9 protein-coding genes and 1 tRNA gene are annotated in these 13,277 nt (G+C 63.7%); all 10 read left to right on the top strand.

Translation table 11 applies throughout. The features are described from left to right. The first annotated feature begins 15 nt into the window (after positions 1-15). A complete protein-coding gene (locus tag ACH49X_RS09385) occupies positions 16-927 on the top strand; it encodes an alpha/beta fold hydrolase (protein WP_195079581.1) in 912 nt (303 codons plus the stop codon). Between the two features lie 311 nt (positions 928-1,238). Next, on the top strand, positions 1,239-3,284 hold the full coding sequence (gene gyrB / locus ACH49X_RS09380) for a DNA topoisomerase (ATP-hydrolyzing) subunit B (protein WP_067810250.1): 2,046 nt from the start codon (positions 1,239-1,241) through the stop codon (positions 3,282-3,284). Between the two features lie 69 nt (positions 3,285-3,353). Beyond that, entirely contained in the window at positions 3,354-5,870 is a 2,517-nt protein-coding gene (gene gyrA / locus ACH49X_RS09375) for a DNA gyrase subunit A (RefSeq protein WP_195079582.1), read from the top strand. 39 nt (positions 5,871-5,909) lie between these two features. Beyond that, a complete protein-coding gene (locus ACH49X_RS09370) occupies positions 5,910-7,133 on the top strand; it encodes a DUF3566 domain-containing protein (protein WP_357106886.1) in 1,224 nt (407 codons plus the stop codon). Between the two features lie 202 nt (positions 7,134-7,335). After that, positions 7,336-7,412: transfer RNA gene (locus tag ACH49X_RS09365), tRNA-Ile, on the top strand. Positions 7,413-7,929: 517 nt separating this feature from the next. Then, positions 7,930-8,070 carry a hypothetical protein gene (locus ACH49X_RS09360; RefSeq protein ID WP_357207539.1) on the top strand — a complete coding sequence of 47 codons (141 nt, stop codon included), beginning with the start codon at positions 7,930-7,932 and terminating at the stop codon, positions 8,068-8,070. A 384-nt stretch (positions 8,071-8,454) separates the two neighbouring features. Continuing rightward, positions 8,455-9,024 carry a transposase family protein gene (locus tag ACH49X_RS09355; protein WP_357207633.1) on the top strand — a complete coding sequence of 190 codons (570 nt, stop codon included), beginning with the start codon at positions 8,455-8,457 and terminating at the stop codon, positions 9,022-9,024. Between the two features lie 252 nt (positions 9,025-9,276). Beyond that, entirely contained in the window at positions 9,277-9,903 is a 627-nt protein-coding gene (locus ACH49X_RS09350; RefSeq protein ID WP_357207541.1) for a hypothetical protein, read from the top strand. Next, the gene (locus tag ACH49X_RS09345; RefSeq protein ID WP_357207543.1) at positions 9,896-11,461 is read left to right on the top strand and encodes a hypothetical protein; all 1,566 of its coding nucleotides are present in this window, start codon (positions 9,896-9,898) and stop codon (positions 11,459-11,461) included. Before ACH49X_RS09350 ends, ACH49X_RS09345 begins: the two co-directional genes overlap by 8 nt. Next, positions 11,458-13,227 (top strand): DEAD/DEAH box helicase, encoded by a 1,770-nt coding sequence (locus ACH49X_RS09340; protein WP_357207546.1) that lies wholly within the window; start codon positions 11,458-11,460, stop codon positions 13,225-13,227. The genes ACH49X_RS09345 and ACH49X_RS09340 overlap by 4 nt, the downstream gene beginning before the upstream one ends. The last annotated feature ends 50 nt before the right edge of the window (positions 13,228-13,277 follow it).

The raw sequence follows: 13,277 nt of genomic DNA, 5'->3' as shown, positions 1-13,277 counted from the left end.
GCAGAAGGAATCTCGATGACGATCACCACCTCGGTCGGCCCGTTTCCCGCGACCTCGACCCGTACGGTTCGCCGGGGCGACGTGGAGCTCGCGGTCTACGAATGCGGCAATCCCGAGGGGGTGCCGGTGCTGCTGATCCACGGCTGGCCCGATACCCATCTGCTGTGGAGCAGGGTGGCGGCCCTGCTCGGCGGGCGTCATCGCGTGATCGCCTTCGACAACCGGGGCGCGGGAAACAGTTCGGCGCCGGAAGCGGTCGAGGCCTACCGGATCGAAGAGCTCGCGGCCGACGTCCGCGCGGTCATCGCCGCGGTCGCGCCCGGTGAACGGGTGCACATCCTCGGACACGACTGGGGGTCGGTGCTCGGATGGGAGGTCGTGGCCGCCTCGGACGCCGCGTCGGTGATCGCGTCCTTCACCTCGGTGTCCGGCCCGAATCTGGATTTCCTCGGCGCGTATCTGCGTGGTCCGCTCACCGCGGCGCGGCTGCGCGGCGCGCTGGCCCAGGCCGTGGCATCGGCCTACACCGTCGCCTTTCAGATTCCCAAGCTGCCGGACCCGGTTCTGCGCGTGCTGTCCGGCCGCTGGCCGCGTTTCCTCGGGTTCTTCGACGGTCTGGATCCCGCCCTGGTGGAGACGGCGCCGACGCTGCGCACCGATATGGTCAACAACCTGAAGCTCTATCGCGCGAACATCCGGACCCGCCTGCGCCATCCGCGGCCGCGCCCGATCGGAGTGCCCGTTCAGTTGATCGTGGCCACCGGCGACCGCGCCGTGCGGCCCGTGGCGAACGCCGAGGCCGACCGGTGGGTGCCGCGGCTGAGCCGGGTCGAGATCCCCGCGCGGCATTGGTCGCCGATCTCACACCCGGCGGAGCTGGCGCGCCACACCGCCGCGTTCATCGCCAGGATCGACGCCGCTGCCTGATCCCCGCGCCTCGAAACCGCCACCTGTCAACGCATCTCTCAGCCCACTTCTGATGGATCGAAACCGGCGGGAGGCGCAACCGAGTCGCCGAATTCCGATTTCTCGCATCTACGCCGCCGTGAGGGGTGTCGGAGGTGGGTTGTAAGTTGGCTGTACCAGTAGGATGGTGACGTAACTAGCGGCGATACCTTCGGCGCGTTCCGCACAGTCCGCGCGTGGACCCTAATTCTCCAGCAGGCATCACCAGGGCCCCACGTGTGCTGTCCGATCGCTCTATGCCGGGATCAGCAAGTAAGGAGAGCTACCGACCAGTGGCTGCCAAAGACTCCAACGCATCGGGTTCGACCAGAGCGACCGGGAAGCAGGACTACGGTGCCTCCTCCATCACGGTACTCGAGGGACTCGAGGCGGTTCGCAAGCGTCCGGGCATGTACATCGGCTCCACCGGTGAGCGCGGTCTGCACCACCTGATCTGGGAGGTCGTCGACAACTCCGTCGACGAGGCGATGGCCGGATACGCGACGAAGGTCGAGGTCACCCTGCTGGCCGACGGCGGCGTCGAAGTGATCGACGACGGCCGGGGCATCCCCGTGGAGATGCACGCGCAGGGCATCCCCACCATCGAGGTCGTCATGACCCAGCTGCACGCGGGCGGCAAGTTCGACTCCGAGTCCTACGCGGTGTCCGGCGGTCTGCACGGCGTCGGTATCTCCGTGGTCAACGCGCTGTCGACGCGGCTGCAAGCCGAGGTCGACACCGGTGGGTACCACTGGACCCAGGAATACAAGGACGCGAAGCCAGGCAAGCTCATCCAGGGGGAGCCGACGAAGCGGACCGGCACCACCATTCGGTTCTGGCCGGATCCGGAGATCTTCGAGACCACCACCTTCAACTTCGAGACCGTCGCGCGCCGGTTGCAGGAGATGGCGTTCCTGAACAAGGGCCTCACCATCGTCCTCACCGACGAGCGGGTCAGCGACACCGAGATCACCGACGAGGTGGTCAGCGAGACCGCCGAGGCGCCCAAGCACGCCGAGGACGCCGCCGCGCCCGCCGAGCACAAGGTGAAGTCCCGCACCTACCACTACCCGGGCGGTCTGGAGGACTTCGTCCGCCACATCAACCGGACCAAGCAGCCGATCCACAACTCGGTCGTCGCGTTCACCGGCAAGGGCACCGGCCACGAGCTCGAGGTCGCGATGCAGTGGAACTCCGGTTACTCCGAGTCGGTGCACACCTTCGCCAACACCATCAACACCCACGAAGGCGGCACGCACGAAGAGGGCTTCCGCGCGGCGCTGACCACGGTGGTCAACAAGTACGCCAAGGACAAGAAGCTCATCAAGGAGAAGGACGGCAACCTCACCGGTGACGACATCCGGGAGGGCCTGGCCGCCATCGTGAGCGTCAAGGTCGGCGAGCCGCAGTTCGAGGGCCAGACCAAGACCAAGCTGGGCAACACCGAGGTGAAATCGTTCGTGCAGCGCACCTGCAACGAGCACCTCACGCACTGGTTCGAGGCCAACCCGGCCGACGCGAAGACCATCGTCAACAAGGCGGTGTCCTCGGCGCAGGCCCGCGTCGCCGCGCGCAAGGCCCGCGAGCTGGTGCGGCGCAAGTCCGCCACCGACCTCGGCGGGCTGCCTGGCAAGCTGGCCGACTGCCGGTCGAAGGACCCGAGCAAGTCCGAGATCTACATCGTGGAGGGTGACTCCGCCGGCGGCTCGGCCAAGTCCGGCCGCGACTCGATGTACCAGGCGATCCTGCCGCTGCGCGGCAAGATCATCAACGTCGAGAAGGCGCGTATCGACAAGGTCCTCAAGAACAACGAGGTCCAGTCGATCATCACCGCGTTCGGCACCGGCATCCACGACGAGTTCGACATCAGCAAGCTGCGGTATCACAAGATCGTGCTGATGGCCGATGCCGACGTCGACGGCCAGCACATCTCCACGCTGCTGCTGACCCTGCTGTTCCGTTTCATGCGTCCGCTGGTCGAGCACGGGCACGTGTACTTGGCGCAGCCGCCGCTGTACAAGCTGAAGTGGCAGCGCAGCGAGCCGGAGTTCGCCTACTCCGACCGGGAACGCGACGGCCTGCTCGAACGCGGACTCGCCGCGGGCAAGAAGATCAACAAGGACGACGGCATCCAGCGCTACAAGGGTCTGGGCGAGATGAATCCGAAGGAACTCTGGGAGACCACCATGGATCCCAGTGTCCGGGTGCTTCGTCAAGTGACGTTGGACGACGCGGCCGCGGCCGACGAGTTGTTCAGCGTGCTGATGGGCGAGGACGTGGAGGCCCGCCGCAGCTTCATCACCCGCAACGCCAAGGACGTCCGCTTCCTCGACGTGTGATCCCGCCCGAGGCGCGGCCGATGGCAAGGCGCCCGGCAGTTTCGCACGTCAGCCCGTTAAGGAGACTTCATGACCGACATCACCCTGCCACCGGACGGTGCGGGCGACCGCGTCGAACCGGTCGACATCCAGCTGGAGATGCAGAACAGCTACATCGATTACGCGATGAGCGTGATCGTCGGCCGCGCGCTGCCCGAGGTGCGCGACGGCCTCAAGCCGGTGCATCGCCGGATCCTCTACGCCATGTACGACAACGGGTACCGGCCCGATCGCGGGTACGTGAAGTCGGCCCGCCCGGTGTCGGACACGATGGGTAATTACCATCCGCACGGCGACTCGGCGATCTACGACACCTTGGTGCGTATGGCGCAGCCGTGGGCGATGCGTTACCCGCTGGTGGACGGCCAGGGCAACTTCGGCAGCCGCGGCAACGACGGCGCCGCGGCCATGCGCTACACGGAGTGCCGCCTGACGCCGCTGGCGATGGAGATGCTGCGCGAGATCGACCACGAGACGGTCGATTTCATCCCCAACTACGACGGCAAGACGCAGGAACCGGTGGTCCTGCCGAGCCGCGTGCCGAACATGCTGATGAACGGCAGCAACGGCATCGCGGTCGGCATGGCGACCAACATCCCGCCGCACAATCTGACCGAGCTCGCCGACGCCATCTACTGGGCGCTGGACAACCACGACGCCGACGAGGAAGCCACCCTCGCCGCGTGCATGGAGCGGATCAAGGGTCCGGACTTCCCGACCGCCGGCCTGATCGTCGGCACCCAGGGCATCCACGACGCGTACACCACCGGCCGCGGCTCGATCAAGATGCGCGGTGTCGTGGAGATCGAGGAGGACAATCGCGGCCGCACCACGATCGTCATCACCGAGCTGCCCTACCAGGTCAACACCGACAACTTCATCAACGCGATCGCCGAGCAGGTCAAGGACGGCAAGATCGCCGGGATCGCCGACATCCACGACGAGTCCTCCGACCGCGTCGGCCTGCGCATCGTGGTGACGGTCAAGCGCGACGCCGTCGCCAAGGTCGTGCTGAACAACCTGTACAAGCACACCCAGCTGCAGACCAGCTTCGGCGCCAACATGCTGTCCATCGTCGACGGCGTGCCGCGCACGCTGCGCCTGGACCAGATGATCCGGTTCTACGTCAACCACCAGTTGGACGTCATCATCCGGCGCACCAGGTACCTGCTGCGCAAGGCCGAGGAGCGGGCCCACATCCTGCGCGGCCTGGTCAAGGCGCTGGACGCGCTGGACGAGGTCATCGCGCTGATCCGCCGCTCGGCCAACACCGACACCGCGCGCACCGGCCTGATGCAGCTGCTCGACATCGACGAGATCCAGGCCACCGCGATCCTGGACATGCAGCTGCGGCGGCTCTCGGCGCTGGAGCGGCAGAAGATCGTCGACGATCTGGCCAAGATCGAAGCCGAGATCGCCGATTACAAGGACATTCTCGACAAGCCGGAGCGGCAGCGCGCGATCGTGCGTGACGAGCTGGCCGAGATCGTGGACAAGTACGGCGACGAGCGGCGCACCCAGATCGTCTCCGCCGACGGCGACGTGGCCGACGAGGATCTGATCGCCCGCGAGGACGTGGTCGTCACGATCACCGAGACCGGCTACGCCAAGCGCACCAAGACCGATCTGTACCGCAGCCAGAAGCGCGGCGGCAAGGGCGTGCAGGGCGCCGGCCTCAAGCAGGACGACATCGTCAAGCACTTCTTCATCACCTCGACGCACGATTGGCTGCTGTTCTTCACGAACAAGGGCCGGGTCTACCGGGCCAAGGCCTATGAGCTGCCCGAGGCCAACCGCACCGCGCGCGGCCAGCACGTGGCCAACCTGCTGGCCTTCCAACCGGACGAGAAGATCGCCCAGATCATCCAGATCAAGTCCTACGACGACGCGCCGTACCTGGTGCTCGCCACCAAGAACGGCCTGGTGAAGAAGTCGAAGCTGACCGACTTCGACTCCAACCGCAGCGGCGGCATCGTCGCGGTGAATCTGCGCGACGAGGACGAATTGGTCGGCGCGGTGCTCTGCTCGGCCGACGACGACCTGCTCTTGGTCTCCGCGCTCGGCCAGTCGATCCGGTTCTCCGCCACCGACGAGGCGTTGCGTCCGATGGGCCGCGCCACCTCGGGCGTGCAGGGCATGCGGTTCAACGACAGCGATGCCCTGTTGTCGCTCAACGTGGTTCGCGACGGCACCTATCTGCTGGTCGCCACGTCCGGCGGCTACGCGAAGCGGACCGCGATCGAGGAGTACACCGCGCAGGGCCGCGGTGGTAAAGGCGTATTGACCATCCAGTTCGACGCGAAACGTGGCACCCTGGTCGGGGCGCTCATCGTCGACGACGATGATGAGTTGTACGCGATCACCTCCGGGGGCGGCGTCATCCGGACGGCGGCGAAGCAGGTTCGTAAGGCTGGACGACAGACCAAGGGCGTGCGATTGATGAACCTCGCGGAGGGCGATACCTTGCTTGCGATCGCGCGCAACGCCGATGAGCCCGATCCCGATCAGGTTTCCGGTGGCGGCGACACCGGCTCCTCCGAGAAGTAACCCAACAGCGGCGGCAACGAACGGATCTAAGGATTCCCATTGACCACTCCGAATCAGCCGAATGACGAGCGGCACCAGACGAACGGTGTGACCGAGCGGATCGCACCGTCACCGATCCCGCCGCGGCCGATCCCACGGCCGGTCGCCTCGGCCGAGAACGGTCAGGGCCAGCCCAGCGGCGGTCAGCCCGGCGGTCACCCCGGTGGCGGCCACCCGGGTGGACCGCAGCCCGGTGGCCCGCAGGGCCAGCCGAACGGGCCGCAGGGCCAGCCGAACGGGCCGCAGTCCGGCGGGCATCCGGGTGGACAGCCTGCCAACCAGCCCGGCGGCAACCAGCCGAACGCGCAACCACACGAGATTCGCGACCAAAAGGGTGATTTCGCGCCGCAGCAGGGAGCGCCGGACCAGGCTCCCGGGGGTGACGGCCAGGATCGCTTCGACCAGAAGACGACGCGGATCCCCAACCAGGCCCCGCAGTCCGCGCCCGAGAACGAGGACAAGCAGCCGGTTGGCGCCACCAACGGCGGACAGCAGTCGCCGTATCAGGACGGGTGGGCGCAGCTGCCGCAGCGGGAGCCGCAGTCCAACCTGTACCGGCCGGGACAGGCCCCGGTCACCGGTCGCCCGACCTCCGGCGGCGCGGGCGTCGGCCTCGGCGGCAGCACGTCCAACGCGCGTACCACCGCCGATCTGGCGGCCAAGGCGGCGCGCAAGGAAGCGGCGATGGTGAAGTCCGTCGGTATCGACGGCCCCACCCGCAGCATCGCCCGGCCGGAACTGATCAAGGACATGCCGGACCTGTCCGAGATCCGCCATCCGCTGCCCCAGGCCGAAGCCGCGGGCCCGCAGTCAGGGCCGGTGTCGCCAGCGGTTCCGGTCGCGGTCGCGGCGGTCGCCTCCGGCGAGCCGCTGCGGGCCACCGTGCAGATCCGCCGCATCGATCCCTGGTCGACGCTGAAGATCTCGCTGGTGATCAGTGTGGCGATGTTCTTCGTGTGGATGCTGGCGGTCGGCCTGCTGTACATCGTGCTCGAGGGCATGGGCGTGTGGGAGCGGCTGAACAACACGTTCACCGACATGGTCTCCCAGGACAGCGGCTCGGTCGGCCTGATCGACGCGGGTACCGTGTTCGGGTACGCGGGCGTGATCGGCTTGATCAACGTCGTGCTGTTCACCGCGCTCGGCACCGTTGGCACCTTCATCTACAACCAGTGCTGCGACCTCGTCGGCGGCATCCAGGTCACTCTGGCCGACCCCGACTAGAGCCACCGCACTCCGGACGGCCGGTACTCGCCCAGCGGGCTGGTACCGGCCGTTCCTGTCGGTACGGGGCTGAGCGCGGGACAGCGGCGCTCCACCGCCGCCAACCGGGCCCCGGTAAGGCTCCTACCAGCCGTTTTGGTTCCGCGGATAGGTGTTGTGTAGTCTCTACACGTCGTTGTTCACCGCGAACAACGCGAACTACGGGCCTATAGCTCAGGCGGTTAGAGCGCTTCGCTGATAACGAAGAGGTCGGAGGTTCAAGTCCTCCTAGGCCCACCATGTGATTTGGCTATAACACCAGCTAAAATGCTGTTTCTCGTTGGGTCGCCATCCTTTTTGTCCTGCTTTTCTGGTGACATTGTCACTAGAAAAACGGTGTCGTCAGGCCGAGTGAGCCTTCTACCTGCTCTTTCCCGCGACGGGGTCGAAGGTGCGGGTCCTCTTAGACTGGGTCAAAGGTCCATATCCTGGCGGCACGTCGTCCGACCATCGGAGGCAGGGTTCAACAACCCCTTCCTCGGCGGCCAGGAATGGACCCCGTGGTTCTGTTCTTCTGCGGCGCCTACGGCACGCGCTGGCGGTCTTGGTAGACGGTCGATGACCATCATCGAGGGGTCAATAGCGGGCTGGCGCATTGGCACCGAATGGTCGCTATTACTTCTGGAAATCAGCCGAAGCCCACGGCACCGGCCCTAATCAACGGCTGGCTGACCCGCTACGCCGAGCGGCTGCTCATAATGATGGGCATGGCGTGAACCATCGGTCGGTCCAGCGGGTAGGAGACCGGTCATCGGTGATGCCGGTTGCACCGTCCGGCCGAGGACTGGTGGCTCGGGGCGAGATGCCCGCGGTGGTGCAGTCGGTCATCCAGTCGCTGATCACGACGCAGCCCCGGGGCAGTGACCGGGAGCAGCAGGCGTTGAACAATTCGATGTAGCCGTTGCGCCAGGACTGGCCCGGTGGAATGAACGCCAGGCCTACGCGGGCTCCGGCCCGTCCCGGATCGCAGAGCAGGTCATCTCCGGCCTATGGTCGTGGCGCAGCGCTGCTGGGTAACCACGGGCGCCAGCGATCCGGTCGAAATTCATCGATCAACCTCTTGGGGTGATCGAGCGTCCCACTAGCCCCAACATTCGCCGGTGCGTTCATCGATAATCGACGCGCTCTTCACGGCCGCCGTGTCAACTTCGGTTGAATCATGGCTCTGGCATACACTTCGTGATTGACCAGCATTTAGACCCGTTGAGGCGCAGTCTAGTTGGCCGATCGCGGGTGGTGTGGTCGTGGGGTGCTGAGGGTTCTGTTTCCGCATCTGAACGCGATGGTCATAGGTGCGGTCCGTACTGCTGGTTCGACGGTGCGCATCGACGCGGCCACCCGCGAGGAGCCGGCGTCCTGTCCGAGCTGCTCGACACCGTCGCGGCGGGTCCACAGCCGTTATCGGCGCCGGTTGGCCGACACTGCGGTCACCTGCCGCGAAGTCGTCATCGTGCTGCGGGTCCGCCGCCTGCTCTGTGAGAAAACCGACCGCGGCAGGCAAACTTTCGCCGAGCAGATACTCGACCTCGCCGCCCGGTACGGGCGGCGAACCCTGCTACTGCAGAAAGTCTGTCCGAGGTCGCACTCGCACTGGGAGGCCGCCCCGCGCCCGATTGACCGGACATCTCGCCGCGAGAGTCAGCCGCAGTTCCCAGCTGCGCCAGATCCGCGCCATGTCCGACCCGGTCACGGTGACGCCTCCGGATCCTGGGCGTCGATGACTTCGCCCTGCGCCGCGGACACCGCTCTGCATCGGAGCGGGTGTGCGCGGCTGGAGCAGACGCTGAGTACTGCGGTGCTTGCCTGGCCACCTGCATGCGAAGCTGCTCGCTCACCCCGAACCTTGCGTTGAAGGTGAGTCGCGGCTGACCGCCGATGCTCCGAATCTTGATGTCCCTCAACTGATCGAGCGCACCTATTGGGTCCGTCCGAGGATTCCAGAACTCCGCAAGGTCCTCCCCTGACGTCTTCAGGCCCCTGGATTGCCTGTCAGCGCGCTAACGCTGCGCCGCCAGCATCCTGGTGGCATCGCTGCTGTCAGACCTCCGTACGTACCAGATGTGAGTGGCCACAGAGGACACCCGAGCGGCAGGGGGGAGGACACATGACCGACGACGAGCTAGATCAGGAGTTCTACGACCTCGCCGAAAGCGGCGAGTACGACCGCATTCTCAGACAGATGCGCTTCAAGTGGAGTCGTGTGCCACGTGAGGAGGTATGCCACTTCGTCCAGGACGCAAGCGAGGAAGTCGTGCGACGCGTCAAAGCTGGCCAGTCGGTGACGAACCTGCCGGGTCTCATCCGCACTATCGCCGACCGCTTGCTTGCGAAGTATTGGGCTGACCTGGAGCGGGCGGAAGAAGCCCAGCAAACGATTGGACGATTGGCCGCACATGGGGTGCTGTGGCGACATGACGAGGAAACGGTGGAGCGGATTCAAAGGACTGCCGACTACTTGCGCACGCTCGTGCACAAGCTCGACAACGAGAACCACCAACGTGTCATAAACGCGATTCTCGACGCCACCGCTGATGGCAGACAGGCGGAGAACAAAGACTTAGCCGACGTACTCGGCTGCAAGGCCGACACGGCCGGCAAGTGGAAGGAGCGGGCGATCGTCCGCTTGGCCACGATTGTGCGTGATGAGGGCTATGGACCGCTGGAGTTATCTCTCACCCCGGCAACAGAAACGGCAAACGAGTACTACAACGAGGAGTTCGATGATGACTGATATGGCCGCCCCAAGTATGGACGACCTGAAGACACTTTTTGATGAGGTGCAGATTCTGTGCGGAGGACTTGACGACAGCCTGGTCGATGATTTCGATGACGTACAGGACAGATTCACCGATGACGAATTGCGTGAGTTACTGACAGCAGTCCTCACCGTTATCCGTTCCAATGGAAAAGTCACTAGCAGCGACCGCACCCGAATCGCGGCCGAAGTCCGCCTTAAAATTGACGCTGCCATCAAAAAGCGCAACAGCCAGCTCGAAGCTGAGTGGGACCAATACCCGGAAGCTATCGAGGAGGAAGCCGGACCGGCTGGCGGGGTCGGTAGTGAGCGCTCCCACCTTGCCCTCTTCGACTTCGATAACTTCAAAGTTCGACCTGCCCCCACTTCGACCTTCTTGGGCAAGTACATCCCCCTCGAAGAGGGATTCGCGAGGACGCAGGATATCGAGTTCTGGCAGGAGAACAAGCGACTGAACGTCGACTTGAAAAATTTCCGCCGTAAGGAGGGCCGTAATCCTGATCCAGAAGAGCTGAAGCGTATGCTCTGGCCGAGGGGTAAGACCAGCAAGGGCGACCCCTATGAGATCGGGGACCTGGCTGACGACATCGCCGCTAGGGGAGTCCTGACGCCTCCGGTTATCGACTACTGGGGTACCGCCTGGGACGGCAATCGACGCCTGGCTGCCTGCCTCTACATCCTGGCAAGCGACGAATACGACGACGTCCAGAAAGAACGAGCAAGTCGTGTCCGCGTCTGGCAGACGAACAAGCACGCTACCAAAGACCAGATCGACGCCATCGTCACTTCGCTCAACTTTGGGAAAGAACTCAAAAAGCCCTGGCCGGAATCTGTCCGAGCACGGGATGTCTACGATTCTTATATCGAACTACGCGATATAGAGGCTAGCCGTCACACTCTCAGTGACAAGGATGAAACTAAGATCCGTCAGCGAGTGGGACGACGCTTCGGCATCAAGACGGCGGAGGTCACTCGTTACTGCAAGATGGTCACTTGGGCAATAGAATTCGAAGACTTTCACCGTGAACAGGGTCGCGACGAAAATGAGATCGAGTCACGTACTTCTGAACTATTCCAGTACTTCTATGAATTGGATTCAGGCTTAGGAAATGACAAGCTCGCCAGGAGGTTCGATGGCGACGAGGCGTTCCGCGCTATCGTCTTCGATCTGCTCTTCGACGGGAAGATTAAGAGCTTCCCGCAGGTCCGTGAGCTGCGCCGCGTCTATGACACTCCGGAGGCGCTTGAGCAGCTGAAGGAGGCTCACGCTCAGCCGAACCCGGCTCTCGGCCGGGAAGGGGTAAACGACGCTATCTTCATCGCGAAGAAGAAGAGTCAGGAAAGCCGCCAGGCAGGCAAAGGTATCGAGCTCGCCTCTATCGCCAAGTGGCTCCGAGAGGACGTAACCATGGCGGTACTAGGCAAGCTCGATGCCAACGTTCTCCGGGAATTCCGCGACGCAGCACGCGGCGTAGACGGCATGATTTCGATTCTGGTTGATAATATCCAGACGGCTAGCTCGGAGATACAGTGACTACCGCCAATGTGACTGTGTTCGGCAACATGCTGCGGTTCACTCCGCGGCGTGGGGGCGACCTGACTGACCTCCTGCGGCAACTCCGCGCCCGCATCGGAAGCGAAAATGTCAGACGAGATGGCACTGGTCTGGTCGCTCCCAAGTACTCGATGATGTGGCTGCTCGATGACGACGCAGCGGCGTCAATGGGTGTAAGTCTCGATGCCGATGCGACCCGGGCGCTCGAAGTGCGGAAACGCGCGACTGCTTACCATGATCGCTATCGCCAGCACGTAATTTGCCTGCGCGAAGGAGGTATTCAGTTAGCTCTCAGAGAGCTGAACGCCCGCCCGACCGGCTTGAACCTGGGCCTCCTCGATGACCATCAGATCGTGAACGTCGCAGCCATGACTGCTCCTGAGGGCTACGGGATGCTGCTCTTCGATGAGCAAGGGGCTGGCAAGACCGTTTCCGTTATCTATGCTTTCGACCGCCTCGTTGACTTGAACCTGCTGGACACGATGGTCGTGGTTGCGCCGAAGTCGATGGTGAGTGAGTGGAAGAGTGCTATCGGCCATTTCATGAACGAGCGCTACAAGGTTGAGATTGTTGAGGGGACACCATCGGAGCGGGCGCGCCGGGTGGACTCGGGTGCTGACGTAGTCGTGATGAACTACGAGGCAGTGGCTTCGATTCGGCACCAGTTACTGCTACGACTGCGACGCCGTCCTGACCGAGCGTTGCTCGTCGTTGACGAGTCTTTCGCTATCAAGAATCCTCAAGCCCGACGGACGCAGGATCTCCAGTCGATCCGCGACTGGTTCGCACGGGTGTGGCTGTTGTGTGGCACCCCAGCGCCGAACACCGCACACGATATCGTCGCCCAGGTCAGTATGGTCGACTTCGGTGCGACTTTCGCTGATGTGACTATTCCTAAGGACCGGACAGAGGCAGTACCTGTCGTACGACAAGCCCTCGATGCGCGGGCAATCTATCTACGTAACCTCAAGACTGAAGTGCTGCCCGATCTTCCCCAGCGCTCCTTCACACGGCTAACTATCCCGCTTTCTCCGATTCAGGCACAGCTTTATGCCGCAGCCCTCGATACGCTGATCGAGGATGTGGAGGCGCTTGATGACAAGCAGTTCCTGAAGCAAATTGGCACGTATCTCGCGCGTCGGATGGCACTTCTGCGGATCGCATCGAACCCAGCAGGCATGTTCGACAACTACAGCGAGGTACCCGGCAAGCTCGCGGCACTCGATGAACTAGTCACGCGCTTGATCGATCATGACGGCGAGAAGTTGGTCGTTTGGTCATGTTTCACAGCTTCTTTGGAAGCAATCGTCCAGCGCTATCAGAGGTTCGGGGTGGTGCGATACGACGGGTCTGTAACGTCGATCACCGACAGGCGCGACGCAGTGCAACGGTTCCAATCCGATCCGACAGTTCGTATGTTCGTTGCGAACCCTGCGGCGGCGGGAGCCGGACTGACGCTGCACGCAGCCCGCTACGCCGTATACGAGTCGTTCACAAATCAGGCAGCTCAGTATCTTCAAAGCCTCGATCGCATCCACCGGCGAGGCCAGGAGCGGGAGGTCGAATACTTCGTCCTGCTCGGAGCTCACACCATCGAAACAGCCGAGTTCGATAAACTGGTCCTCAAGCAGGAGCGTGCCCACGAACTCCTCGGTGATGTAGTCCCCGAGCAGGTGGTGCGCACACAGTTCCTCGCAGAATTGCGCGCAAGCAAGCACGTACAAGCCGAAACGGTACGACCATGACATCGGTAGCTGGTCAGGGTGGCCGACCGTCTCAGCTCCATGAAAAGCGT

The sequence above is a fragment of the Nocardia sp. NPDC019323 genome, from assembly GCF_044389845.1.
Lineage (GTDB): Bacteria > Actinomycetota > Actinomycetes > Mycobacteriales > Mycobacteriaceae > Nocardia > Nocardia implantans.
Note: the sequence above shows the minus strand (reverse complement) of the source record. Positions and strands in the feature narration are given on the sequence as shown.